Origin of the sequence: Candidatus Mycoplasma haematohominis, assembly GCF_902712995.1 — a bacterium.
GTDB classification, from domain to species: domain Bacteria; phylum Bacillota_I; class Bacilli_A; order Mycoplasmatales; family Mycoplasmoidaceae; genus Eperythrozoon_B; species Eperythrozoon_B haematohominis.
Genome location: NZ_CACTIB010000016.1, coordinates 1 through 25,580, shown reverse-complemented (window position 1 = coordinate 25,580; position 25,580 = coordinate 1). Strand labels below are relative to the sequence as shown.

Genomic DNA, 25,580 nt, shown 5'->3' with positions numbered 1-25,580 from the left:
TGAGTCTATGAGCAAAATACTATCTCCAGGAAAAGACTACATCCTAGATGAAGAAAAAATAATTCTTGTAGGAGAAGTAAAAGAAAAAGCAAAAAAAGGAATAGTAATAACAGACCATACCATTTGCGATCTCTACAAATGAAATAAACAAGATCCTCAATACTGTTTCAAATTTGAAACAGAATTAGAAATATGAGTCAAAGTCAGGAAAATTACTTTACCCCATGTGATAGTGGATCACTTTTATAAGTGAGAAGAAAAACTATCTAAAAACTCGTGATGATACTCGATCCCAACACACATTAAGTTCGCTCTACTAATAGTTCTAGTAGGGATAATAGCCGTCCTATACTTCATGTTTAAGAAAGACAATGGGATTTAATAACTCAGATGACTACAGAAGAACAGAAGAAGAAATAATCCTCTATATAAATAAATATCTAGAACTCGATTTCACAACAGAACAAAAATACCTAGAATTCAACAAAAATAAAGTATGGTTTAGAGCTAGGCCTAATGCAATAACAATAGATCAAAATCAAAAAATAACTTCAGTACTATCTATAAAGTCTCAATTTTTAGAAAGAGCACTATGAAGAGACCATCCTTATTGATCTCATGTGCTTCAACTCTCACTGTATTTATTCTTAGCAGGAATAGATCAAGGTTACCTCTGTCTCTGTCAACTCTCTTATGAAAAAGAAGCGATAACAGAATTTAAAAGTCAACTAGAAATGGAAGACTCATACTTACTGAATCAAAACATTTCATATTATTTAAGGCCTAAACTAAACGACATGCAAGCTCTTCCCATTTCATACCAAATAACTGAAGTATGAAAAAATAACCACAAAAAAGATACCCCACTAACTATTTGAAAAATAAAAATAAATTTCCAACAATTCTCTACGGTTATAGATGATATTTCAGAATGGTGAGATAGCTACCTGACAGACAGTCCGGAACTAACTAAAAAAGAAAAAAGACAAGCTAAAAAAGCAATGAAGAAAATTTACTAATGAAAAAAAGAACTACAGCCCTAAAACTCAATCAACAAGAGCAGGACTATCAATTAATAGATCAAAAGATAATTTTGAGCACAAAAATTCGTGCTCAATTAAACAAAAAAATAATAATTTCAGTCTCAGAAATACATGAATTTTTCAATTTTCCGGAAGGAGATCCAGTCACTATAAACAGATGTCTGAGTCCCTTTGAAATATGAAGCAAATTCAGAAATATACAAATAACAAAAGACGAGAGAATAAAAAGACCCTCTCCTAAATCAAAAGAACGTGAAGAATTCATTGAAATCGAATTTATTAAAGAAACCCCTATTAAACCTACTATCCCTGAAAGAAATGTCTACATTAAAAAAACAACAACTCTGCCGCCTACTCCAACTAAACCTCTACCTACAGAAATAGTAAAAAAATATACAAACTTAAACTCAAGAAACAGGAAATTAGCAGTCTATCTACCTGAAAAAATCGAAAAAACCGAGTGCATTTTCTACGTTAAAAAAAATGAAAAAATTACACAGTTAAAAATATCTGATAAAGATTACAGAAAATTAGATCAAAAAATAAACATAGAAGCCTCAGAAATAAAAGAATACTTTTACTTAACAGATAAAGATCCCAACCACAATTGAAAAATCAAAAATACCTATCAACTATGAAAAAAATTTAGACGTATATCTGTAAAAAAACAACAATATATTCCTACTGAAATCGAGATATCTTTGGATAATCATGAGCAAAAAATTATTACTCCCGTATATCCAAAAAAATTAAATTCAATAAATTCAACACCAATATACAAACTAAAGAATGACTATCAAACCAACATAGAAATCCCTTCTGAAACAAATAAAAGCAGAGGAAAATTTTTATTCTTGTCAATATCTCTTGTATTGACATTAGCAGCCATAATTCTGTTTTCCATATTCTGCCCAATGGCTCTAATCTCAATACCTTGCATTCTTTTAATTGTTGGATTTTTTATATTTTTAAAAAACAAATAATGATGTTCAAACTTTCTGAGACAGAAAAAATAAATCTAGAAGAGCAATTAATAGAATACGTAAACAAGTATTTAACCGAATATAAATTTGAACAACAATATGAACTAAGTTCGCATAATACAAAATACAAATCCTATGAAAATATAAGAATCTTCGGCAAGCCAAAAGCTATATCCTTCTCAAATTCAAAACCCGATGCTCTTCTAGATATTCAATTAAACGAATTCGCAGGACAAAAAAATCAAAGTCTTAGTCCTCATTTATCGCACATACTCCAATTAGCCACCTATCTTTACCTATTCCAAATAAACACAGGCTTCATATGCTGATGAGATGTTTCTTACATAAATGAAATAATTTCAGAAAATCCTCTACAGCTAATCTCGTCTACTCCAAAAATCACATACTATGATTTAAAGCCGAAATGTAAAGGCTTTAAATCCAGAGAAATAAAAGTAACAATACTAAAAGAGTGAAAAAGCAAAGGAAATCCTATAACTATATGAAAAATACAAATAAATGATATGTCCAACTTAGAAAATATCTTTCAAGAAATATCTAATTGATGAAAAGATAAATTAAGGATAAGCCCAAAGAAAAGAGAGGAATTTTAAGAAAAGTCCTAAATGAAAAAATTAAGTCAAGTAGAAAAAAAGAAACTAATTGAATACATAAACAAATTCAATAAAGAATACGAATTCAAAGAAACAAATAATAAGTCTTATAGAACAGTAGATTTAGACAACGTACAAATATATGCTCAACCTGATGGAATAGCTCTAAAAAAAGGAATAATAAAAGCAATATTAATGATAACTATATTTACAAATTGCAAATGCGAAAAAGATGAAAAGCCTCATCTATCTCAAATACTTCAACTTGCTACTTATCTTTACATATTCATTATAGACACTGGCTTCATTTGTTCTAGTAACTTGCCAGCATCAAAATCTCTATCTCTTGGCTCTCCTTTAAATCTAAAAACTGAAGAGTCAAAAAAAATAAGCAAATTAGAACCTAGATTTTCAGAAATAAAACCTTCAACAATAGACTACACAATAATTGAAACCTGAAAGAAAAACTCAAAACTAAATCCAATTTATCTTTGAAAAATAAAAATAAATAATCTAAACAACTTAGAAAATATCCTACAAGAAATTTCAGAATGATGAAAAGGAAAAAAATACACCAGCCCTCCAATAGATTCAGGATTTATTTAATAACTATTTGTTCTTAAAGATTTATAGCCTTAATCCATATCCGAGAGAATAAGAGTTTGACCTGTATTCACAGAACATCAAAAACCCCTAAACTAAAGATGCGCTATACCAACAAGATTCGTAGAAGGAGTCATAAACTTACTTTTAACAGGTGTAGAAGAAGCTAAAAAATTTACTGAACCAGTACAAACAAACAACAGAGTATCAATAACTCCAAAAAGAAAACAAGCCATAAAAAATTTATTGACAATGAATTTTAAACACAAATACATAAAAAATCAAAAAAATTTTCAAATTTATTTAATTGCAAATAATTTTTTTGAATCTAAAATGGTGTAGTAATTATTCAGTTAACAAAAAATAAGAAGTAAAAATATCCTCTTTCTAGATATTTCTAGTTTGAAAAACCGACACGAATATAGTCAGCTATATTTATTAGCTTACTAATTCAACTTATGAAAGAGAAATGATCTCGACCTATAGATATAGAGGAAGGAAAAGGCTACAAAATAGTAGATAAAAAGGTAGTTATAGAAGACAATGTGCGTGTAACTTTAGGAGTTAAGAAGTGCAATATATATGCATCCGACATACATGAATTCTTCGAACTAAGCCCAGATGATCCTAAATATATAAACAGAACAACTAGCCCCTTAAAAATATGGGAAAAATTCAGAAATGTAAATGTAATAATTCAAACAAAACCTAGAGCAGCCACGCAATTCGAACATACTCAAAAACAATTGTGAAATGAGCCTACTGATTCTACACTCAACCGCTCTTACGCGTCAAAAAACACATCCAAATTTAATGAAGTATCCTGACAACAAACTTCAATAGATCGAAAACCAGCTAACAGAATATTTGCGGCAATCTTAACTTCCGCAATTTTTATTCTGATAGTTGTTTTAGTAATTTCCCTAGCTTAAAAATGAAAAAAACAAATAGAAAAAATAGAATTTTTAAAAAATCAAACAATAATATTAGAAATTAAACAACCTAACTTCCACGAAAAAAACAGTCTACACCGGCAAAATCCGCAACACTTGAGGGGGGCGCAGATATAAGTAGACCGTTAGAATAATAATATCATTTTCACATTTTTTAAGAACGAATTAATTTAAAAAACTAAAAAATAGACTTTACGTAACAAAAATTTACGGGACGCTTTAACAAAAAATAAAAGATAAATAAAATTAAAAGAACATAGCCTCAAATAGAACAATTAGATTAACTTTTTCTGATAAATCATCTAACTCCCTTGACTCATTAAATAACAAATATACACACCCAAAAATCTTTAAATTGTCCCCTATTTTTCTCATGTCCAACTTATAAAAACCGCCAACAACCCTTAATTAAGTTAATAATGGAAAATAATTTAAAAGGAATAAAAAAATGTCATACACATATAAAAGGTACGGAAAAACTAGGTTTCCAAAAAAGAAAATAAAACCTTATAAATTCTCTACCAAAACTAGATTTCGGCCGAAAAAACAATACTACTCTTATAAACCTCCAAAAATAAAAAGATTCACAGAAGAAGACTACAACAAATTTGAAAAGCAAATGCTTGAATACGTAAATAAATACAATTCTCTTTACACTTTCAAAGAACAAAACGATGCTTCAATACAAACCACTAAGTGATGCTCTCTAGAAAATATTCAAATAAGCGGAAGGCCTGACGGAATAGCCATAGAAAATAAAAAAATACAAGCTATCCTAGAAATAAAAACTCTTCCATCTGGAAAATGCAAAAGCGGAAATAAACCGCACTTATCCCATATTTTGCAGTTAGCTACATATCTATATCTCTTCCAAATAGACTTAGGTTACATATGCACTTGCGATATAGGAAAAATAGATTCACAACCTTTTTTACCTCCTCCAACAAAACACGATAATCAAATCAGAAAAATAGAATATGTGCTCAGATCTAGATGCAAAGGAATTAACAATTCAGTACTTAGATTCTCAATATTAGAAAGCTGATCTAATGATGATTCAAAAAACTCTGTTTACTTATGAAAAATAAAGTGCGAAGATATTGAGCAATTTAAATTAGTTCTTGAAAATATAGATGAATGATGAAAAGGGAAATCGTATACCAGTCCAGATATGCATGAAAGTTTCATTAACTAAAAATAAAAACTACCAAGATATTTTCCTATCTCCTTTTAATACTTGAACAACAAATAGAAGTTCTTAACGCGTTCCAACAAACAAAAAATTTAGGCATTTTAGACACAAACAACAAAAAAATAAAAAATAACTAACATCTTAGTAGTTAAATTTAAATGGAAAAATTAAATACTTAAATCTATTTTTCCCAGCAAACAACGAATAAAAAACAAAAATTAAATAAGAGTCAGCAAGCACTCAACACAAGAAAACCTAATCGGGTATCATTGCAATTAACAAAAAGCTTATAAATTAACTTTGCCCATCAAGTTAAATCCTGAGCAGAAAGCAATAGTCTCTGCTCCTAACAAACCAATACTAGTAATCGCTGCTGCCGGAACAGGAAAAACTAGAGTACTAACAGAAAGGATCATTCATTTGATGAATAAATCCAATATACCCCCAGAACAAATTCTCTCTATTACCTTCACTAATATGGCAGCAGAAGAGATGAAAGAAAGAATACAAAGACGAATAAAGGATTCTCATAGGATACCTACTGCAATAGGAACTATACACTCTATCTTCAGCGATATCCTAAGAAGAGATATAGAAAAAATATGTAAACACAGAAAACATAGCTTTGAAATCCTTCAAGAAGAAGGGCAAAACTGAGCTCTAAAAAGAGCTTTCCAAATACTAAATCTCGAAAACAGTTTTCATAAATCCAGATTAAACGGAATCAGAAACCTTTTATCAGATTGAAAAACAGGTAATTTCCTAGGAATAAAAATCATCTCAGAAGAGAACATAGAAAAATATTCAGGAATATTCAAAGAATACGAAAAAATACTTAGAGAAAAAAACTTAATGGACTTTGATGATGTACTAATACTTACCAGTCAACTACTAAGCGAATATCCGGAAATAAAAAACTATTGAACTGCAAAATACAAAGCGATACTAATAGACGAAGTACAAGACTTAAATGAAATACAGTGAAGATTAATTAGCAAATTAATAACTAATGAATCCCCTAACTTCCTAGCCGTAGGAGATCCAAACCAATGTATCTATTTATTCAACAGAGCAAAAGAAGACATATTTGAAGTAATAGAAAAAACTTTTCCTAACTTAATAAAGTATGAATTAATTCAAAACTATAGATCTGCAGAAAACATTGTTTCCCTATCAAATGAAATTAAACACATAAAATTCAGCAATTCCGTCTCTAGCACTCAACAAATAGGAGAAGTAATACACTGCGATTCCCTAACAGAAGCACTAAACGAACTACTTAAATCACAAGATTATTCAAATTGAGCAATCATCTTTCCAAAACACTCAGATGTAAAAGAGATAGTAGAGTTATTAATTAAAAACAACATTCCGTTTAAATCCTCCAGATTTTTCCTACTAGAAAATCCACATATAGAAAAAATCATTCTTCTTTTTCAAGCCATATTTTTTGACAACTCTTCTCCCCTAGAAAACATCCTTTGTTCTAAAGAAATAAAGATAAGTAGTCATGCAAAAAAAGAAATAATTAACCCTTCTAATTGGGGAACCAACATAACTCTCTCAGAATTTTTATTGGATGGAGAAGAATGGAAAAACTTACATGTAGATACAGCAGATATGTCTCTAATAGAAAACTTTATTAATTCAATAAAACAACTTAAATCGCTCCCTACAGACAATCTATCTAACCTAGTACCTCATCTAAAAAACTTTTTATTTGCTAACACCAAACTAACTGCTGCTTCTCTAGGAAAAATAGATCTATTTATTGAATGATTGAAAAACATTCAACCTAATCCTTCGGAAGAATCTTCTGAAGACATAGTTATGAACTTCAAAAACTATTCTGAATTTTCTAAGGAAGAAATAAATAAGAAAAAACACAATTCCATAACCCTAAGTACAGTTCACAGATCCAAAGGATTAGAGTGAAACAAGGTAATAGTTCTTGAATACAACTACCTATTGGATGAATCTAATTCCAAAACAAAAGATAAACACCTAGCTTATGTAGCTATCACAAGAGCTAAAGAAAAATTGCTCTTGGTTAAGTAACTACTTTTTTATTAAACAAACTGCTTCGAAAGCTGCTCAATCTTTATCTGCCTTTATTTCTTTCTCAGTTCAGTTTTTCTTGTTTTGGGTTGGTTTATTGGCAAAGGCCTGGCATCAAGCTTTTACGAATTCAACAATATTGTCTAACTTGCTTACCAATACAGAACTGCTTCCAGAAAAAAGATTTTCCTCAAGCTCCGATGGCTTTTCAAAATCCCTCAACAAATTATTCCAATTTCTCTTAAGTCTTTTGGAATAGTCGCTCAAATCATTTCCAGTTCCTATTAAAGACTTAACTGAATTAGAATCACTATCCTCTTTATCCCCTATATAAACAAACCCATTCCCAGTCGCATACTTCAAAAAATTCTCATACTTGTAATCAAATGCTCCAAGAGCATAAGCAGTAGCCAATGAGATGGCTACAGTTCCTGCTATAGCTGAACCAACATATGCTAGAGTTGACATCTTCTAAAAAATTTAAAGTTTTTAGACAGTATAACAATCTCAATAAATCCTTTATTGATACTAGAAAAACGCTGATTAAAAAATAAAATTTGCGTTTTTTAAATAAGTCTACAAATACTTTCTTTAACTACAAAACCCTTTAACTAATTTCAAAACAATTCCTGTACTTGCGGCATATATAGAAATTATTAAAACATTGCAATAAATAAAATTGGTTACCAATTTTATTTAATAACTAATGCCCCCAACATCAATACTGGATCTTCTTACAAAATTAGATAAGAAGGACTGAAAAAAAATAATCTTAAAAGATGTTGTAGACATACAAAGAGGTTTCAGTTTCGATGATAAGAAATACAAAAAATCAGGCCTTCCCATTATCAAAGTACTTAACGTTCAACAAGGAAAAATAAATGTTGAAAATTTAGTTTACTTCGATCCAAATGACTACCCCAGAGATCTCAGTAAATTCTTACTTAAACCTGGAGAAATATGTATTACCGTTTCTGGAGCTAGTTCTGGAAAAATAGCTATAAACAATATAAACCAAGATTTTTATTTAAGTTCAACAGTGTGTAAGTTAAACGCAAAAGAAAATATAGTTCCTAAATATCTATATCATTCCCTACTTTACATACATAAAGAAATAAAAAATTTGGTAAGAGGAGGAGCAGTAAAGGGTTTGCCCATCAAACAATTAGAACAATTGAAAATACCTTTTCCTCCTATTAATATTCAAAAGAAAATAGCTTATTTATTAGACGAATTGAGAACAAAGAAAGAAGAATTAAAAGAAGATTTACTTAAAGAAATAAATATAAATGAGAAAAAATATGAATACTATAGAAACCTACTATTCTCTCTTTAGAGCTAACTCTTAAATTTAATATTTAAAATTGAAAGATTAAACATACAGAAACTACTGGCAGCAACCGTCCAATGCAACAGAAATCATATTCTCTAAAATTAAGTTTCAAGGGCTTTTTTCAAAATTTCTTCTTTATCTTCTGAATTTCACAAAAAAACATGTTTAAGAAGAGCTTCTGTTACAGCCGAGCCTTCGTCTGACTCATTTAATTCAAGTCTAGTTTTTTCTACTAATTCTCTAATTTTTTCATTTGTTTCTCCCTCATTGCACTGAATAAACATTCATCTTTCTCCTTCAGGGAATATATAAAATCCTCCACAACCTAATAAAAGAGCAGATATTCAATCACCTTCTCGTTTTCTTAATCTAACTTTTCTTTCTTTATTTCTTTTTTCTTCGAAAAGATTTCTCAAATGCTCTTCTGGGTTAATAGGAAAAGGCGATCTTGAATGTCCTTTTTCTCCTTTTAGACTTGATCCTTTTGAATTTTGGCCGCTCAACAAAAAATTTTTATCTGATTCATCTGATAGTTCATTTTCTAAACTAAATTTAGGAAATCAGCCGCCATCAAGTCAATTTAATTCAAATAAACCTGAATCTCCTCCTTCTGTTGTCTTTGCAGAAATCAAATCTTTACCTTTTGGAGGACATCTTCGGGCGCTTATATCTTCTTTCCCCTGTTTCTTATTCTCTGCTTCCCTTTCTTTCCCTTCTTGCTTCTTCTTAACTAAATCTTTATTTACAGATACTACCTCTGGAACCGTTGACGGTTGATATGAAACTGTTATTTGGCCTCTGCCATTAGAGGGGGGGTTGAAAGTGCTCAAGCAGCACTAAATCCTCATGGCATAAAAAAATCTAAAGTTTATTTACTAATTACAGCAACCACCCAGGGCAACTGAGATCATATTTTCTAGGCAAGTAACCCTTTCCTCGGGAGTCATTTTTTCGCTTCCGCCAACTATATCACTAACTGTCAATACACACGCTGCTTGCTTATTAGCCCTCTTAGCTTCTACAAATAAAGCAAATGATTCCATTTCAACAGCAATCACTTCTTTTTCTTTAATAGTTTTTTCTAAATCTAATGAAGAATAGAAAACATTAGAGCTGTGAACGTTTCCTCTAAATGTTTGAATACCTTTTTCTTTAGCAAAAGCTTCTATTTTTTTATCTAGATCTCCTGAAGGTGAGATGGTGTCATAACTTTCTCCAGCTGATACTTCAGCATATGAAGGTGAATCAGCTTTAGATTTATCAACAATAACAACGCTTCCTACTTTCAAGTCTTTAGAGTAAGCTCCGCAACTACCGATTCTTACTATTGCATCAACATCATAAAAATTAAATAACTCATGTGCATAGATACCCATTGAGCCATATCCCATACCTGAAGCTCCAACTGTAACTCTTTTGCCGTTGTACTCTCCTGTATAGAAATAAACGTTTCTTACTGAACTAACTAACTTGTAATTTTGAAGATACTTCTCTGCAACTCATTTTGCTCTTAGAGGATCGCCGGCTAGGAAAACCAATTTTGCAATTTCCTCTTTAGCTGCTGAAATATGAGGTGTCATTTTTTATTAAAAGAATAATTTTATATTAAAAAGTACAATTTCTTGGTTTAATTTTTTGACAACAAATAATAAATTAATAATAAAAAATCGGATAAAGCCCTTTTCTACTGAACAAATAAAAACGATTAAACAAGCTTTCTCTTTAATTCAAACATATTTAATTAAATCTTTTCAAACTGGCAAACCTTAATGCAAGAAAACAAATTCAATGTTTTTGTCCTATTAAATCGCTTACCTTCACTTGAAATCAAAAGAAACAAAATTACCATAATATCGTCCCTTTGTTCTTCTTTTAGGTAGTTCTTTAGAAACGGGTTTGCTTGTCTCTTGAATTTCAGAAGTTTTTTCTGATAATGAGACGGTCGACTCTAAAGAAGAAATAGCAGTATCTTCTCGTCCATTTTCACTTTTTGTTTCATCCGAAACTTCTAAAGTTTTTCCAGAAGAAGTAGACTCTTCAGAACTAGAGATTAAAGCTAAAGTCGATGATTCTTTTGTGGATTCATCCACCGTTAACGCAACAGTTCCATTTTCAGCGCTATCAACCGCTTTTTCTTTAAAACAACCTTTACAGTTTAGGAATACAATGCCAGAGACATATATCCTTAACAAAACAAACATAAAACTCAGCATGGATAAAAGCAAACCCATGATTTTTATCGCAAAATTATATACATACGCAACACTCATATTTAAAAACGCAAACCAAAAATTAAATTCTTAATGTTCTTACTAACAGTAAGAACTTTTATGCAAACAAATATATATCTCTCTTAAATACTTAGAATTCTTAGAAACAAAAAAATCACCAATACACAAACAACTTCTATTTTCCGCTCAAGTTCATTAAATGGAAATTAATCATCAACCTCGTCTAAAGTTCTTTCTTTTCTAATTAAAAATCAAATTCAGAAATTCCTTTAAACATCTCACTCAACAGGAGGAATTAAAACCCAGAACTTACCTGCCAAAACCTTTCTAATAAAAATCTCCTCGCCTTTTATTAAATAACCGCTTACTAAAGAGATTGCTACTTCACAGTACTATATGTTGATATTTATATATTTAATCCCGAATTAATATCAGAATTTAAACTTCCAGAGAAGAATCACTAGATCCCCCAACAATCTTTATGATTCTTCCATAAAAGTTTATTCACATTTACTATTCTTTTTAACTCAAATTCTGTATCCTACAGAAATGTAAAAATAAATGAATTTTTAACCCTTGTTTTTATACAAAGCCTTAACAGCGCATCAGAAAGTCTTACCTCCTAAAGGATTATTTGTTGTTCATTTGCTATAGTCTGTATCACTCATATAACAGTAATCACTTGAAGATAAATCCATTGCTTCTTTAACATCCCCTTGCAAAGCATCCTTTATATACTTTTCAGCAGTCATAGACTCTACACATAATAGAGCTACCTCTTGAAAAGGATCTATAGTTAACTTCGGCTCTCCTGAAATACCTTTAATAAACTGAGTAGTTAAATAGAAATTATTCCTTACAAAAGGTTTCTTCAATTCTTCTTTACATCTATTCTTAAAAACATTTATCTTGCTTTCATCAACATCATCTTCGCTATTAATACCCTTTTCATCCTTTCCAACAACAGTTTCCAAATCAGATGCAGTAATAAATGATTGATCTTCTCAATTCTTCTTACTATTTTCTTTCTTAAATCACCCTCCAGCTATTACCTTCTTTCACTTTTCGTCATCGCTTGAATTACCTGTATTTAAAGGTTTAAGTTTATGTCTTTTCAATACCTGTTCAACTGAAGGTATAGTGCACCATTCTCTTAATCTAGCTAACTCTTTTCCTTCATTTGAAGAGTTAACTTTCAATTGTTCTTTAGTTACATCTTTATCTAAAGCAGTAATACATGCTGTTTTTCATTCATCTACATACTTCTCATCTGGTTTTTGTAGTACAGTCAATGAATAATCAGTAGAACCTACCCTACTTTTAAATTCTTTAGTTTCAAAAACAACTTTAGGACTAACAGAAAACCTAGTTTTGGCAGTATAAGTAAGGCTGCTCTTAGTAGGATCCAACCTTTCCATCATGATATTCAGTAGTACAGACTTATCTGTACTTGTCTCTACTAACTGATACCCAACTTCCTTTAACTCAGATCCATAAGTTACTCTTTTGACTACAGGTTTTTTCTCTTCAGAAACAGCAGCAACATTCATAGTTCCAAATCCATGCCCATTCTTCAAATATATTTTTGAACCTACTCCTGCTGCTCCAGAAGTAACTCCGGTAGCTACTAAAGTCTTAACAATAGCGGAAAGAATGGACATGATCTATCTTGGTTTGTACAACAACCTAACTCCACATCAAAAACCATTACCTCCAAACGGTCAATAAGTTTTCTTATCCTTTAAACCACTTACATGGTTACTTAAATAACAAGCATCACTAGTATCTAACTCGCTCTCCCCTTTAACTGATCCTTGCAAAGTTTTAGTAATATAGTCTTCTACTGTTCTAGGTGTAGTGCAGAAAATAGCTGCTTCTTGGAGCTCATCCAAATTCTTATTTACATGACTATCATCTTGATCTCAGTAACTCTTAGGCATATAGAAAGACTTTCTAGAGAAAGGTTTTTCTAATAGAGCTCTACATCTGTACTTAACTGAAAGAATATGAGATTGCTTAACCTTACTTGAATCAGCAATACCGCTCTCCTTTAATTCTGTTCCAAGGAAATTATCTATTAACTCTTTCTTAATAAATGTTTGCTTTTCTCAATACTTAACATCGTTCTCCTTCTTAAATCATCCACCGCCTATTACTTCTTTAAATACTCCATCGTCAGAATTAATCTCAAAACCATGTCTTTTTAAGACATGTTTAACTTTAGGTTCAGAACATCAATTTTCTAATTGCTGTAACTCTGTAGACCCCTCGCTGTAACTACCCTGTAGTGCAACTTGGCAAGCTTCTTTAAAAGCATCTACAGTATTCTTAACTGGTCTTTCATAGAAATAAAAATTCTTTCCATTAACAACCTTAACTACAGGCTTTAAAGTAAATCTAGGACTACCGCTAAATAATTGATCTTTAGGATAAACAATAGGAACATTGTCGAAAAACAATGTACCCTGCATCAATATATTCTCAATAATAGAATCACTTGTTCCTGTATTAACAGGCGCAAGCTTATCTTTACTCAACTTATCTCCAAAACTCCCGTCTGCATATTAAGAAATAGGAGAAGATAATCCAGTAAAAACATCAGCACTATCTATTTCTCCAAGATAACCGCCACTTGAGTAAAAACCTAATCCAAAACCAGTTCCCCCAATAATAGCTGTTAAACCAACTACACCTCCCTTCAAATATCCAGTAGAAATTGCCATAATAAATTTGAAATTGTGTCGCCCATTTTATTCACGCTTACGAAAATAAACCAAAAAGTAGAAAAATAAACAAAAAGGCTGAATATAGAAGAACAATTAATCCTATTTATCTACATGCCACTTATTATCAAAGATATCAGTTAGCATCTAACTATTACTACACATACGTAAATTGACAAAAGAAATCGCTGGGGCTACAGTTGGCCTTGCAATAGGAGGAGGTTTGGGAATTAACTATCTTTCTGTTCCGGAAGAAGAAAATGAAGATTTAAAAAAACTTGATCAACAATTAAGTGATTTAAAAGAAACAAACGAAGAATTAAAAAAGGAAAATGAAAACAAAAACAAAAAGTTAAATGAAGATCAGGAAGTTTTCAACAACAAATTTTCTCCTCTATGTAGAATGGTCGAAAACGGCGATCAGCATATTGATCACGCAAGTTTAATCTTAAAAACAATACTGCCAGAATCGAAAATTTTTATAGAAGAAAAAGGAAAAAATAAAGAATGCAAAATAGAAACAACATTTTCTTAATATGTCGCTATTTGATATCAGCAAAATTGCTGCTATGTCTGCAATTGGAGCAGCTACCGGAGTAGCAGGTAGTTTTGGTTACAAAATAGTAACTAACCAGGGATCTACAAAAAAAGAATCAAAAATTGAAGGACAGATAAAAAGTTTAGAAGAAGAGAATAAAAATTTAGAAGCGGAAAAGGACGAGTTAGATATGAAACAAAATAAGCTTAATGAAGGCATAAAAAAAATAGAAGCAAACGAAAAAGCTCCTAAAGATTTTGAAGAGTTATGTGTAGAAATGACACTAGCTGGAGGATATAAAGAAACTGATCGCGAAAGTTTGAATAAAGCAATAAAAGGGTATCTTCCTAAGAGCACTTTCAATGCCAATGACAATAAATGTAAATATGTAGGAGGCACAAAGCACAGCAAAATAAAAAACTCGCTAAAAGCAAAAAACAAAACAACACGCGACTACGTAATCAATAAGAATCTTAGGGATCAAGTTAAGAAAGAAGTAGGCTTAATTTAGATAAAGGTCAATAGAGAATCAAGCAAACGCAAAAAAAAATTACAAACTTCGGATTTAGAAATTATTAAGTGTTTAAACCTCTAATCAACATCAAACTTAAAAAAGAAAATAAATAAAATTTTCGAATAATCATCATATATGAAACAAAAGGCACTCGTGCCTTAAAGTGGGTTATTTCTCCTTTTATGAAAACCCTTAATATTGACGAATCCTATAATCTAACATGACACAGGGCGTTTCTTTTCACAAAAAATCAAAAATGACAAAAGAAATTGTTTTCTCAACAGCCGGTCTTGCAATAGGTATAGGAGTAGGATCAAAATATTTGATAACTCCCGCTGAAGAAAACGAAAAAGCAATTGAATTAAAAAAAATCAAAGGATTTAACTGATTCAAATAAAGAATTAGAAAATGCAAATAAGGAAAAAGAAGAAAAATTAAAAAAGAACAAGAAATACTTGATGGAGAGTTGCAAAAATTTTGTGAATACGCTAATGAAGGTAATGATATTGAAGACGTAAATTTAATTCTTAAAGAAGTATTCCCGGATAAGAAAGCAATTAGAGAAAATGGACGAGTTGGAAGATGTCTAATATTACAAAACTAATATGCTAGTATTAGATGCTTTAAAATCGTTTGCTATGTCTGCTGTTGGCGCAGCTACAGGAGCAGCAGGGAGTTTTGGGTACAACGTTATAACGAACCAAGAAGTTTCTGTTGATTATGACAGTCTTAATAGTGAAATAGATAATTTAAAAAAGGAAGCGGAAGAATTAGAAAAACAAGAACAAAAATTAGAAAATGAGACAAGAGAAAGACAAGAAAGAAGAAGCAAACCTAAGGACTTAAAAGAATTGTGTGAAAAATTGAAAGGAATTAGGTTGGCAAATAATGATTTGTATTTTGACGGTTTAGATGAAATGGTAAAGGAAAATCTACCAAATAGTACCTTCAATGCTAGAAAATGTTGAGCGGAAGGAAAATCTTAATAAACAGTGAATAAAAAAATAAACTTAGCTTTTCTTGTGCTATTAAGTAAATAGATTACGCTTGTTTTTCTCTCAAGCACGCGCTTTTAAATACGCCCCACTCTGAGTCCTCTTTAATAGTCTTTTCGGTTCAAGTTTTGTCTTCTGCTAGTTTTTTTAATTTCTTAATTTCGCATCATGCTTTAGTAAATGCAGCTATTTCTGAAGATTTGGAAATAGTATCTGTTGTAGGAAATAACTGACTTAAGTCATTATCATTTGTTATCTTTGGCTTAGTAGGTGTCGTTATGCCTGAATCATCCATACTATTCCAAACTCCTTTTAATAAATCCCTATAACCATTTTTGTTTGTTCCTTTATCCTCATCTAGCAATTTCTTAACTGAATTATTATCTGAATCTCCTACAATCCCTATATAAATAAATCCATTTTTATTTGCATAATCATCAAAGTTTTTATAGGTAGCAGCAAATGCGCCGGCAGCATAAGCAGTGCCCACACCTACAGCTCCTGCAGCCAAAGCTCAACCTCCTACTGCTGCTGGGGATGGCATAACCTACTTTAACCTAAGAAATTATAAAATATGTCCATCTTCTTATTTAAATCAAGTGTTTTCGCTCAAAGTTGTTTTATAAATTACCTCTAACCCAAATTAAGTTTCTTTTTTTCTAATTTTTTGATCTACTACTCTCTACAGAAGTACATACAGCTAAATACATTTCTTCATCAGATTTATAGTTATAAGAATCATTTTCGTTCTGCACTTTTATTTCTTGCCTGTCTTCTTTTGTTTCAAACTCCTGACATCATCTCATAACATCTGGCAACAAAGAATCTCTAATCTGACTAAGTTTTGCTGGATCTATAGGACTTTCTGTCTTGTTAGGCCATACTCTCTTTCAATCCTGATTATGAATCAATAAATATAAGATTTGATCAGTGAAATGCTCCTTGTTGTTTGACTCTGACTTTCTTGTTTCTAATTTAGAGCCATCTATTGAAGTGTGTTCTCTATTTAAAAAATCTTTTACGTAATCCCTAAAACCAAAATTTTTACTTTTCTCATTTATATAAAACCCAGTTGCTCCTGTAGCCCCAATAGCAGATGCACCAACCAATGCTTTGGCTGCCGAAGTCATAAATACTTAAATATTTTACTACTTGGTAGTAGATGGATTATTTTTGTATTTAATTATTAATCTGCGATTCCGTTTTTGCAAATATCATTTCATAAGGATTTGCTGTCTGTATCATCCATATCTGTATGTCAACATCCCCTTCTTAACCATGCAGCTCCATAAGATTTAGACATATCTTTCAGCTTATCTTGCGTCACTTCTACCTTGGTTAAAGAATTTAGAGTAGATAGATGCTTCCTAATAGTACTATCAGCTCGAAAAGTTTCGAATAAATCCTCTCAAATTTCATCATCATCTTCCAAGCTTTCGTTACTAACAACTTTTCTAGCTGCTAAATATCCTTTGTCCGGATCATCATAACCTTGCTCTTTGTAATCGTCAATACTAAATATAGTTCTAACTGGTTCTTCTTCATCATCATCCAACAAATTCTCAAGATCAACAACCAACTTTGTATCCTCTTCTAAAGGTAATTCTTCTTCCTTTGGAACAACAACTGATTCTTGAATTTCAGGCAAATAAATTTCTAATTTAGATTCTTCTAGACTTTTTCTTCAACCGGCTCTACTTTACCTTTATCAAAATTACTATCTAACTCTTCTTCCGCATCTTTTAATTCCTGATTTTTAACATCCAACTGACTTTCATCAACTTTATTAATTAAATCCAAGTCATTCTTTTTTTCTTCGACTTCATTTGTCTTAGCAAAACCCTTAATTAAAGAACAAACCCCCTCCTACTGTTCCGCAAACTACTGCTGTTGCTCCTGCTCCGATAGCAGCAGCCTTACTTATCTTCACACTTAAAATGATCTAATTACACATCCTTATCGCTGAATAAAAATAAGATCGAAAACTATTCTTCTTTTTCCCAATATGGTCTCTATGCCTTATTTGGGACAGAAAAATACCTAACTAGATTTCAGACAAATATCTCTAAATATTTCTCAGTCTAAAGCTTTATTAATAGACTCATTCGTTCACTTTTTATCCTGACCAACTGTCTTATCTTTTTTCGATTCGCATCACCCTTTCACAAACTTAGAAATCTCATCAGATTGAGAAATTGCTCCAGTATCAGGAAACAAAGTTCCAACCTCTCCTGATGTTTTTGTAGGCTTAGGATTTAAAGTCTCTTTCAAATCGTTTGCATTCATATTCCCTCAATGTTTCTTTAATAAACCTCTATAAGAATTATTCTGCTCAACATCCAACAACTTCTTGATCTCCAAAACATTTGAAGTTTCCTTATTCCCTATATACTCAAAACCATTCTTATTTGCATAATCCAAAAAATCATCGTAGGTAACAGTAAATGCTCCTGCTGCGTAAGCACTGCCTAATCCTATTACCGTAGCGCCTAATAATCCTCCTCCAACCATAGCCGCTTGTGATGCCATTTTCTAAATAACTATTACAGGACAAATTCTACTTTAAACAATAAATGCATGACCAGCGCTGATAAAAACATAGGCAAAAGAAAATAAAATGATTTACTTAATTACGAGTGAAGTTGCGAATTTGCAAATATCATTTCACAAATCCTTCTGGGAAGGCTTATTAATGTCGATACTTCAACATCCTCTTCTTAACCAAATAGTTCCATAAGCATCTTTCATTTTGTCTAATTGCTCATGAGTTACCTTCACTCCAGTCAAAGAATTCAAAGTAGACAAATGTTTTTCTATAGTTTTGTCATGCTTATAATGCTGAAAAAACTCTTCCCACACACGTTCAGTTTTATCCAATTGTTTATTTTCAACAATTTTGGCAGTTTCTAAATAATCAGTCTCTGGATCCTCATAATCAGGATCATCAAAACCATCAATACTGAATGTAATTCTCTTTGGTTTATCTTCCTCATCTTGGTAATCACTTAATGCTTCGCTTTCATGAACTTTCGGGTTCTCTGAAAGAACAACAACTTCTTCTACTACAAGAGGAAAGGCTTCAGGTAGACTTTCATCAACAACTTTTACCTCCGCTTGTTCTTTTATTGGCTCATCACCACTAACTTCCAAGCTATCTACTTCAGGAAAAACAATATTTGTTTTCCCGTCTAACGTTTGTTCTTCATTTAATTCTTCTTGTTTTTGAGTAGCTAAATCCAATTCATCATCTCTTGTCTGTCTATCGTTTTCCTTATCAACTAAATTTGAATTACCAAGATTAGCTTTAGAAGAACTCTTAGTTAAAGAACAAACTCCCCCTACCGTTCCGCCAATTACCGCTGTTACTCCCGAACCTATAGAAATAGCTTTATTTACTTTAGTCATATGATCGTTTATACCTTTATAATTTTTCCTATTTATATAAAGCCAACAAAGCCCTTTATTTCTCTTTTTTATGAATCAGTTGCCCAACTCAATTAGGTTCAAAAGCGACAAATAAAGACGCTTTTCTAATAAAGATATCTACCTATCAAAAACACAAAACTTATTAAATGCCGCTATCTCCTCATCAGAAGGAACATTTAAACTCTTCGATTCATATTTAAACTTGCATCATTTAGCTATCTCTTCTGTAGTTTGGCTTTTCTTTGTAATTATTCATCAAGGCTTTTCAAGTCAAGCAAAATACCCATCTTTTTTAAGTACATTCAAATGATTTGCTACTTCATCCAAAAATGATTTTGAAGAATTTGAAACATAAAGCAAACGATTGGCATTTGACTTTCATTTGATATCTAAACCATTAATTTTGTGTTTAATTAAACCCTTAAAAGGCCTATCTTTTTCACTAACTTCTTTTAAATCGTAAGAATTAACAGCTAGAAAACCAAAACCTCCTGTCGCCCCTACTGATGATGAGGCTATAACACCAACTTTTAAAATCTTAGGATCTATATAAGACATATTCAAATTATTTCAAAAACTATAAATCTACGAATAGTAAAAAATGAAATTTAAACCTATACTTTTTTTCCAAAATAATCTTCTCTCTTAATGAATTAATGAAATAAATTAATTAAAAAACAAAATATATCCCTTTATCTAACGCAACAAAAAGCTTTTATGTAAACTGTATTGTGAAAAAACTAATTAACCATGAAACACGGAAAAGCAATAAACATATACGTAAGTGTTGCTTGAAACTATGAGAATCAGTTAAATGAATTAATAAAGATGTTGGATAAGACAGGGCTAAACTACCTTATCCGCAAGATTCCCCTAGAAGATCCTGTTTTTCAATCTTCTTTCTCTTCTGCCATATCAGCAGCTATGGAGGAAATTATGGCTGGTTGTGATTTTGTCTTTTATTTAAATGGAGTTTATGAAGAATACAAAAAATTAATTGATATAGAAACAAAAGCAGCTAAGAATCTTAAGCTAATATCTGCTGTAATTGACAGATGAGGAGATGAAAAAACTTCTCCTTACTATGACGATATAGTAAGTGACGAAATTCCATGAGATTCTGATCACTTAAAAAACTATCTTGTTAACAGAAAATAAGATCTAATAAGACAATTTATTGCTTTTGATTTTTTATAGTTATTTGGGCAAACGATAGATAAGAATAGTTTTCTATATTTATTCTTCATTTCCTTCTAAAGCATCAATTCCTTTAGCATCGCTATATTTATCCGATTCTATAGATCTTCTTAAACCCATATTTAACATAACTTAATTAAGTAGAAATAGCCTAAACAAGTCTTTTTTATTGGCATTAACTTATGAATTTAAGCCTTGCATACTAAAAAACAAACAAATATAAAAATTTAAATTAACGTTATTTGCTGTTAAGCTTATATCTATTCTCAAGATAAATAGACGTCATGACACTTACTCAGAAAAAACTGGCCGCAGGAGCAGGTTTTACTTCATTGGTTGCAATAGGGGGGGGGTAGGATATACCTATCTAAGAATACCTACTTGAAATTATCCGGAGCTTAAAGGGAAATCAAGCGGAGTTGTTTGGGCTAATGAAAGATCGTCATCTTTTGTAGATGAAAGGAGTTATGGTAACTTCAAATGATGGAAGTGATCTTATGAAAATAGATTCAAGAAAACTACTCCTAGAAGCAATAAATTTAAAAAAGTGGATTCAGCTGCTGAGCTTTATAGTAATGCCCCTCTAAATAGAATTTGTTGAGAGATCTATAAAAAGAGTAATGCTACCGAGGATGAAAAAGCAGATGCTAGACTTTATTGTTCTAAAACAGGAAGAGGATAAAAAGTAATATAAGAAGAATTATGACTCCCAAACAAACCAAAGTAGCTATCGCCGCTGGCCTTTCAACAGCTGTTATAGGGGGGGGGTAGGCTTTGCAGTACTAAATAAAAAACCTACTTGAGATTATCCGAAACTTAAGAAAAGCACAAAAGTTGAGTGGGCGTCTAATCAAAAAGACTCTTTCGTAAATCCATCAGGAGCCAGTAATGGTAGATGGTGAAATCAATCCTACAACTTAAGATGGAAAGGAAGTAATCCTAAAAGCGAAAAATTTAAAAAAGCAACTTCCGGTTCCGATCCATATGATATGACTGCTTTAAATAGAATTTGTTGAGAAGTTTATAAAAACAGCGAAGATAACAATGAAAAAGAAGACGCTTGAACATATTGCTCAGTTCCTGGAAAAGATCCAACTAAGAAAGAATAAATAACTTTATCTTTATATACAGAGTGAAAATTAATATTAAAAATTCAGATTAGACAATCATCCTGAAAAATAGATTCATATACTCCAAAGGTAAATTAAATTTAAAAATTATGACAACACTTCAAAAGAAAGTTGCTGCAGGAACTTGCCTTACTACAGTAACTATTGTAGGGGGGGGCAGGTTACCTTTACTCAAACAGAATACCTGTATTAAATTACAAAGGTTTAGAAAAGCGTAACCAAAATATTTCTTGAGCTCCTGGAAAAGAATTTATAAAGGCATCAGGCATTAGAAATAAGAAATGATGAGATTGGTCTTATAAAAATAGGAAGCAAAAAATAACTCCTAAAAGCTCAAAATTTCAACAAGTGGATAAAGGATATGGATCATACGACGACACTAGTTTAAATACCGTATGTTGAAATGTTTACAAATCTCCATCATCTACCGACGATGAAAAAGCAGATGCTTTACTTTATTGCTCTATATACGGAAAATAATACAATTAATAGCCTCTACTTATTAAATATATAGGTTCTGGATTTAAAAGAGTCAAAATACTAGATCATGACGCCCGGAAAAGCGCAAGCTATAGTTGGTGCTAGTGCTGTCGCTATTGTAAGTGGGGGGGGTTGGATACACCTACTTAACCAAGAACCCTGTATGAGAATATGAAGGTCTTACGGGAAGGAAAGAAAATATTTCTTGAGCTCCTGGAAAACATGAATTATTTGTTGATGAGAAAAATTGAAATAACTTTAAATGATGAAATTGATCTTACGAAAATAGATTCGTAAATAGTTATCCTAAAAGCGAAAAATTCAAGAAGATAACTTCCGGTTCAAAACTATATGATGATTTCCCTCTAAACAGAGTATGTTGAGAAACTTATAAAAACAAAGATGCTAAGACAGAGGAACAAGAGGATGCATGAAGATATTGTTCTATTCCTGGAAAAGAACCAAGAAAACATAAATAGAATGGTTACAAAAAACTAAACATTATGACCTCCCCAAAAACTAAAGGAGCTATTGCTTCGTGTTTATTAGCCGCCGTAGGGGGGGTGTGGGATATTCTGTAACAAATATAGAATCTACCTGAAACTATACTGGACTTAAAAAGAATTCAAAGACTATTTCTTGAGCAGGCAATAAGAGTAATTGATTTGTTCAAGAATCAGAAATGAAAAATTGAAAATGATGAAGAAGATCATATGAAATAAGATGGAAAAATAACCCTCCAAAAAGTGATGCATTTAAAAAAGCAAATGCCCCTATAGGAGATCACAACAGCACTGCCTTAAATAATATTTGCAGGGAAATCTATAAAAAATCAAACCCTGATGATAATGAAAAAGAAGATGCATGAAAATATTGCTCTATTCCTGGACACATGCCATTCAAAGTTTAAATTTCTCTAAAAAACAAACAAAAAATATTAATTTGAAATTCTAAGAATCCAAGTCTATAGCTTTTCCTTCGTTAGACTCTAATTAATACATGAAATCAATTACTTCTCTATTAGATCAATTAATTAGAGGGGGGGTTGAGAATGGAAAACGATTGGTTCTATTACATTAGGTATTAAGAGAGGGTCAGGAATTTCTAAGGAACAACTAGGAACAGGAAATTGCCCTTGTATTACTTATTCAGAAATAAATGAAGAATATAGTGAATGCATAGATGAAGTAATCTCATTCACAGATGAAAAAGAACTAAACGAAAAAAACTATTGCGAAAAAGGAGATCTATTAATCACTAGATCAAGCCATACATTAGACAAAATTGGAACTGCTTCTGTTTACCTTCAAGATAAGCCTTGCTTAATTGGAGAAAATGTTTTGTGCTTTAGACATAATCAAAACCCCAAATATATTTCATATGCTTTATCTTTAAGAAAAAGAAACAGAAGAACTAAACAGTAAAGATAAAGAGCTTGAAGAACAAGGAAAAAAATTAGAGCAAGAAAAAATAGAAAGAAAAGAAAGGAGACAGAAACCAAAAGACTTAAATGAGTTATGCCAAAAACTAAAAGGAATAAGAGTGGCTGATACAGAAGCGTTGCTGGAAGGTTTAGACCGAATGGTAAAAGAAAATCTGCCGAATAGTACTTTCGATGCTAAAAAATGTTGAGAAAGCGGAAATTCTCAATAGATTCAATTTTTAACTTTCTAAAGTAAAAAACTTATCTCAAATTTACTTTGTTCTTAAGCACGCATTCTTAAATACTCCTCATTCTGAATCTTCCTTAATAGTTTTTTCAGTTCAAGTCTTATTTTCTCCTAATTTCTTTGTTTTTCTAATCTCGCATCATGCTTTAGTAAATGCAGCTATTTCTGAAGATTTAGAAACATCTTCAGTAGATGGAAACAACTGACTTAAATCAGCATCGCCTGTTATTATTGGCTTAGTGGGAGTAGTTATACCTACATCATTCATATTGTTTCACACTCCTTTAAGTGCATTCCTGTAACCATTTGTACTCGTATCTTTGTCATTATCCAATAATCATTTAACTGAACCATTATCAGAATCCTTTAAGTCTCCTATATAAGTAGATCCATTCTTATTTGCATAATCCCCAAAACCTTCATAAGTAACGGTAAATGCGCCGGCAGCATAAGCAGTGCCTACTCCTATTGCTCCTGCTGCTAAAATCCCTCCGCCTACTGCCGCTGGTGATGCCATAGTTAATTAATCTAAGAAAAATTATAAAAATATGCTGATTATTCTCTTTAAATAAAACTTTTGTTTTTAATATTTCTTATTAATCTTTCAATCTACTACTTTCTACAGAAGTACATACAGCTAAATACATCTCTTCATCAGATTTATAGTTATAAGATTCATTTTCGTTCTGTACCCTTGTTTCCTGTCTATCTTCTTTTGTTTCAAACTCCTGACATCATCTCATAACATCCGGCAATAAAGAATCTCTAATCTGACTAAGTTTTGCTGGATCTATAGGACTTTCTGTCTTGTTAGGCCATACTCTCTTTCAATCCTGATTATGAATCAATAAATATAAGATTTGATCAGTAAAGTGCTCCTTATTATTTGACTCTGACTTTCTTGTTTCTAATTTAGAGCCATCTATTGAAGTGTGTTCTCTATTTAAAAAATCTTTTACGTAATCCCTAAAACCAAAATTTTTACTTTTCTCATTTATATAAAACCCAGTTGTTCCCTCAATGTTTCTTTAATAAACCTCTATAAGAATTATTCTGCTCAACATCCAACAACTTCTTGATCTCCAAAACGTTTGAAGTTTCCTTATTCCCTATATACTCAAAATTGTTCTTATTGGCATAATCCAAAAAATCATTATAAGTAACAGTAAACGCTCCCGCTGCGTAAGCGCTGCCTACTCCTATTACCGTAGCGCCTAATAATCCTCCTCCAACCATAGCCGCTTGTGATGCCATTTTCTAAATAACTATTGCAAATTAGATTCTACTTTAAGCAACAAATGCATAACCGGCACTGATGAAAACATAGGTTACAAAGCCATCTATCCAGATACAGGAGAAGTAAAAAATGTGCAGACAGAACTTCATAAAGCTTTATGGCTATCTTTCGTAATATCCACATGCCAACAACCCCTTCTTAATCATGCAGATCCATAAGGCACAGACATTTTCTTTAAATGATCCTTAGTTATCTCAACCTTGGTTATATCTTGCAAAGCTGATAAATGATTCTCAATAATACTATTTTTCTCGTCCTCAAAAAACTCCTCTCAGTCCTTTCCTCCCTTATTTAAACTTTCTCTGTTTGCAACTTTAGGAATATCTAAATAATTCAACTGCGGATCCTCATAATCAGGATCATTAAAACCATCAATACTAAATTCAGTTCTCTTTGGTTTTTCTTCCTCATCTTGGTAATCACTTAATGCTTCACTTTCATTAACTTGCGGGTTCTCTGGAAGAACAACAACTTCTGATCCTTTTTTCTCGGTAATAGGAATAACTACTTCCTCTACTACAAGAGGAAGGGCTCCAGGTTGATGTTCATCAACAACTTTTACCTCCACTTGTTCTTTTATTGGCTCATCACCACTAACTT

Annotated in this window: 38 protein-coding genes; 19 read left to right on the top strand and 19 right to left on the bottom strand. The window is 31.5% G+C overall.

Going from position 1 to position 25,580, the window contains the following annotated elements; translation table 4 throughout:
- Positions 1-7: 7 nt before the first annotated feature.
- The 5 genes from H6411_RS02640 to H6411_RS02620 are packed head-to-tail and all read left to right on the top strand — an operon-like array spanning position 8 to position 3,246.
- Complete coding sequence (locus H6411_RS02640; protein ID WP_216083099.1) at positions 8-382, top strand: hypothetical protein; 375 nt, start codon at positions 8-10, stop codon at positions 380-382.
- Positions 372-1,019, top strand: coding sequence for a hypothetical protein (locus H6411_RS02635; RefSeq protein WP_216083098.1), 648 nt, complete (start codon positions 372-374; stop codon positions 1,017-1,019). Before H6411_RS02640 ends, H6411_RS02635 begins: the two co-directional genes overlap by 11 nt.
- Entirely contained in the window at positions 1,019-2,026 is a 1,008-nt protein-coding gene (locus H6411_RS02630) for a hypothetical protein (protein ID WP_216083097.1), read from the top strand. Before H6411_RS02635 ends, H6411_RS02630 begins: the two co-directional genes overlap by 1 nt.
- Positions 2,027-2,028: 2 nt before the next feature.
- The gene (locus H6411_RS02625; protein WP_216083096.1) at positions 2,029-2,640 is read left to right on the top strand and encodes a hypothetical protein; all 612 of its coding nucleotides are present in this window, start codon (positions 2,029-2,031) and stop codon (positions 2,638-2,640) included.
- 12 nt (positions 2,641-2,652) lie between these two features.
- Positions 2,653-3,246 carry a hypothetical protein gene (locus H6411_RS02620; protein WP_216083095.1) on the top strand — a complete coding sequence of 198 codons (594 nt, stop codon included), beginning with the start codon at positions 2,653-2,655 and terminating at the stop codon, positions 3,244-3,246.
- A gap of 92 nt (positions 3,247-3,338) precedes the next feature.
- Here the strand turns inward: H6411_RS02620 and H6411_RS02615 are convergent, their stop codons facing one another.
- On the bottom strand, positions 3,339-3,479 hold the full coding sequence (locus H6411_RS02615) for a hypothetical protein (protein WP_216083094.1): 141 nt from the start codon (positions 3,477-3,479) through the stop codon (positions 3,339-3,341).
- Positions 3,480-3,701: 222 nt separating this feature from the next.
- Between H6411_RS02615 and H6411_RS02610 the strand changes: the two genes are divergently transcribed.
- The 3 genes from H6411_RS02610 (at position 3,702) to H6411_RS02600 (ending at position 7,446) form a co-directional block, all read left to right on the top strand.
- A complete protein-coding gene (locus H6411_RS02610) occupies positions 3,702-4,175 on the top strand; it encodes a hypothetical protein (RefSeq protein ID WP_216083093.1) in 474 nt (157 codons plus the stop codon).
- Between the two features lie 469 nt (positions 4,176-4,644).
- Positions 4,645-5,391, top strand: a complete 747-nt coding sequence (locus H6411_RS02605; protein ID WP_216083092.1) for a hypothetical protein — start codon at positions 4,645-4,647, stop codon at positions 5,389-5,391.
- A gap of 297 nt (positions 5,392-5,688) precedes the next feature.
- Positions 5,689-7,446 carry an ATP-dependent helicase gene (locus H6411_RS02600; RefSeq protein WP_216083091.1) on the top strand — a complete coding sequence of 586 codons (1,758 nt, stop codon included), beginning with the start codon at positions 5,689-5,691 and terminating at the stop codon, positions 7,444-7,446.
- On the opposite strand, the gene H6411_RS02595 is transcribed toward H6411_RS02600, so the two are convergent.
- Entirely contained in the window at positions 7,447-7,914 is a 468-nt protein-coding gene (locus H6411_RS02595; protein ID WP_216083090.1) for a hypothetical protein, read from the bottom strand.
- Between the two features lie 238 nt (positions 7,915-8,152).
- On the opposite strand from H6411_RS02595, the gene H6411_RS02590 reads away from it, so the two are divergent.
- Complete coding sequence (locus H6411_RS02590) at positions 8,153-8,782, top strand: restriction endonuclease subunit S (RefSeq protein ID WP_216083089.1); 630 nt, start codon at positions 8,153-8,155, stop codon at positions 8,780-8,782.
- Between the two features lie 98 nt (positions 8,783-8,880).
- Here the strand turns inward: H6411_RS02590 and H6411_RS02585 are convergent, their stop codons facing one another.
- From H6411_RS02585 to H6411_RS02560, 6 genes are all read right to left on the bottom strand, one after another.
- Positions 8,881-9,609: a hypothetical protein gene (locus H6411_RS02585; protein WP_216083088.1), complete on the bottom strand. Its 729-nt coding sequence runs from the start codon at positions 9,607-9,609 to the stop codon at positions 8,881-8,883.
- Between the two features lie 45 nt (positions 9,610-9,654).
- Positions 9,655-10,359 (bottom strand): purine-nucleoside phosphorylase, encoded by a 705-nt coding sequence (locus tag H6411_RS02580; protein WP_216083087.1) that lies wholly within the window; start codon positions 10,357-10,359, stop codon positions 9,655-9,657.
- Between the two features lie 231 nt (positions 10,360-10,590).
- Entirely contained in the window at positions 10,591-11,010 is a 420-nt protein-coding gene (locus H6411_RS02575; protein WP_216083086.1) for a hypothetical protein, read from the bottom strand.
- Positions 11,011-11,579: 569 nt separating this feature from the next.
- Complete coding sequence (locus H6411_RS02570) at positions 11,580-12,671, bottom strand: hypothetical protein (protein WP_216083085.1); 1,092 nt, start codon at positions 12,669-12,671, stop codon at positions 11,580-11,582.
- Between the two features lie 3 nt (positions 12,672-12,674).
- The gene (locus H6411_RS02565) at positions 12,675-13,547 is read right to left on the bottom strand and encodes a hypothetical protein (protein WP_216083084.1); all 873 of its coding nucleotides are present in this window, start codon (positions 13,545-13,547) and stop codon (positions 12,675-12,677) included.
- 27 nt (positions 13,548-13,574) lie between these two features.
- Positions 13,575-13,733 (bottom strand): hypothetical protein, encoded by a 159-nt coding sequence (locus H6411_RS02560; protein ID WP_216083083.1) that lies wholly within the window; start codon positions 13,731-13,733, stop codon positions 13,575-13,577.
- Between the two features lie 172 nt (positions 13,734-13,905).
- On the opposite strand from H6411_RS02560, the gene H6411_RS02555 reads away from it, so the two are divergent.
- From H6411_RS02555 to H6411_RS02540, 4 genes are all read left to right on the top strand, one after another.
- A complete protein-coding gene (locus tag H6411_RS02555; protein WP_216083082.1) occupies positions 13,906-14,268 on the top strand; it encodes a hypothetical protein in 363 nt (120 codons plus the stop codon).
- A gap of 1 nt (position 14,269) precedes the next feature.
- Complete coding sequence (locus tag H6411_RS02550) at positions 14,270-14,782, top strand: hypothetical protein (RefSeq protein ID WP_216083081.1); 513 nt, start codon at positions 14,270-14,272, stop codon at positions 14,780-14,782.
- 259 nt (positions 14,783-15,041) lie between these two features.
- Positions 15,042-15,182, top strand: coding sequence for a hypothetical protein (locus H6411_RS02545; protein WP_216083080.1), 141 nt, complete (start codon positions 15,042-15,044; stop codon positions 15,180-15,182).
- A gap of 208 nt (positions 15,183-15,390) precedes the next feature.
- Entirely contained in the window at positions 15,391-15,771 is a 381-nt protein-coding gene (locus tag H6411_RS02540) for a hypothetical protein (RefSeq protein ID WP_216083079.1), read from the top strand.
- Between the two features lie 55 nt (positions 15,772-15,826).
- Here the strand turns inward: H6411_RS02540 and H6411_RS02535 are convergent, their stop codons facing one another.
- The 7 genes from H6411_RS02535 to H6411_RS02510 form a co-directional block, all read right to left on the bottom strand.
- Positions 15,827-16,324 carry a hypothetical protein gene (locus tag H6411_RS02535; protein ID WP_216083078.1) on the bottom strand — a complete coding sequence of 166 codons (498 nt, stop codon included), beginning with the start codon at positions 16,322-16,324 and terminating at the stop codon, positions 15,827-15,829.
- Positions 16,325-16,439: 115 nt separating this feature from the next.
- A complete protein-coding gene (locus H6411_RS02530; RefSeq protein ID WP_216083077.1) occupies positions 16,440-16,910 on the bottom strand; it encodes a hypothetical protein in 471 nt (156 codons plus the stop codon).
- Between the two features lie 56 nt (positions 16,911-16,966).
- Positions 16,967-17,428 (bottom strand): hypothetical protein, encoded by a 462-nt coding sequence (locus H6411_RS02525; protein WP_216083076.1) that lies wholly within the window; start codon positions 17,426-17,428, stop codon positions 16,967-16,969.
- Between the two features lie 23 nt (positions 17,429-17,451).
- Entirely contained in the window at positions 17,452-17,580 is a 129-nt protein-coding gene (locus H6411_RS05905; protein WP_369408489.1) for a hypothetical protein, read from the bottom strand.
- Between the two features lie 240 nt (positions 17,581-17,820).
- The gene (locus H6411_RS02520) at positions 17,821-18,309 is read right to left on the bottom strand and encodes a hypothetical protein (RefSeq protein ID WP_216083075.1); all 489 of its coding nucleotides are present in this window, start codon (positions 18,307-18,309) and stop codon (positions 17,821-17,823) included.
- Positions 18,310-18,402: 93 nt separating this feature from the next.
- A complete protein-coding gene (locus H6411_RS02515; RefSeq protein WP_216083074.1) occupies positions 18,403-19,185 on the bottom strand; it encodes a hypothetical protein in 783 nt (260 codons plus the stop codon).
- 138 nt (positions 19,186-19,323) lie between these two features.
- Positions 19,324-19,764, bottom strand: a complete 441-nt coding sequence (locus H6411_RS02510; RefSeq protein ID WP_216083073.1) for a hypothetical protein — start codon at positions 19,762-19,764, stop codon at positions 19,324-19,326.
- Positions 19,765-19,956: 192 nt separating this feature from the next.
- On the opposite strand from H6411_RS02510, the gene H6411_RS02505 reads away from it, so the two are divergent.
- The 6 genes from H6411_RS02505 (at position 19,957) to H6411_RS02495 (ending at position 22,923) form a co-directional block, all read left to right on the top strand.
- Positions 19,957-20,364 carry a hypothetical protein gene (locus H6411_RS02505; RefSeq protein ID WP_216083072.1) on the top strand — a complete coding sequence of 136 codons (408 nt, stop codon included), beginning with the start codon at positions 19,957-19,959 and terminating at the stop codon, positions 20,362-20,364.
- Between the two features lie 586 nt (positions 20,365-20,950).
- A complete protein-coding gene (locus tag H6411_RS05900; RefSeq protein WP_369408488.1) occupies positions 20,951-21,085 on the top strand; it encodes a hypothetical protein in 135 nt (44 codons plus the stop codon).
- 537 nt (positions 21,086-21,622) lie between these two features.
- Complete coding sequence (locus H6411_RS05895) at positions 21,623-21,751, top strand: hypothetical protein (RefSeq protein WP_369408487.1); 129 nt, start codon at positions 21,623-21,625, stop codon at positions 21,749-21,751.
- 130 nt (positions 21,752-21,881) lie between these two features.
- Positions 21,882-22,013: a hypothetical protein gene (locus tag H6411_RS05890; protein ID WP_369408486.1), complete on the top strand. Its 132-nt coding sequence runs from the start codon at positions 21,882-21,884 to the stop codon at positions 22,011-22,013.
- A 122-nt stretch (positions 22,014-22,135) separates the two neighbouring features.
- Positions 22,136-22,492 (top strand): hypothetical protein, encoded by a 357-nt coding sequence (locus H6411_RS02500; protein WP_216083071.1) that lies wholly within the window; start codon positions 22,136-22,138, stop codon positions 22,490-22,492.
- Between the two features lie 86 nt (positions 22,493-22,578).
- Positions 22,579-22,923 carry a hypothetical protein gene (locus H6411_RS02495; RefSeq protein ID WP_216083070.1) on the top strand — a complete coding sequence of 115 codons (345 nt, stop codon included), beginning with the start codon at positions 22,579-22,581 and terminating at the stop codon, positions 22,921-22,923.
- 785 nt (positions 22,924-23,708) lie between these two features.
- Here the strand turns inward: H6411_RS02495 and H6411_RS02490 are convergent.
- From H6411_RS02490 to H6411_RS02475, 4 genes are all read right to left on the bottom strand, one after another.
- Positions 23,709-24,200 (bottom strand): hypothetical protein, encoded by a 492-nt coding sequence (locus tag H6411_RS02490; RefSeq protein ID WP_216083069.1) that lies wholly within the window; start codon positions 24,198-24,200, stop codon positions 23,709-23,711.
- Between the two features lie 79 nt (positions 24,201-24,279).
- Complete coding sequence (locus H6411_RS02485) at positions 24,280-24,531, bottom strand: hypothetical protein (RefSeq protein ID WP_216083068.1); 252 nt, start codon at positions 24,529-24,531, stop codon at positions 24,280-24,282.
- 133 nt (positions 24,532-24,664) lie between these two features.
- On the bottom strand, positions 24,665-24,937 hold the full coding sequence (locus H6411_RS02480) for a hypothetical protein (RefSeq protein WP_216083067.1): 273 nt from the start codon (positions 24,935-24,937) through the stop codon (positions 24,665-24,667).
- Positions 24,938-25,023: 86 nt separating this feature from the next.
- Positions 25,024-25,580 (bottom strand): hypothetical protein (locus tag H6411_RS02475; protein ID WP_216083066.1); only part of this gene is annotated, 557 nt, incomplete at its 5' end.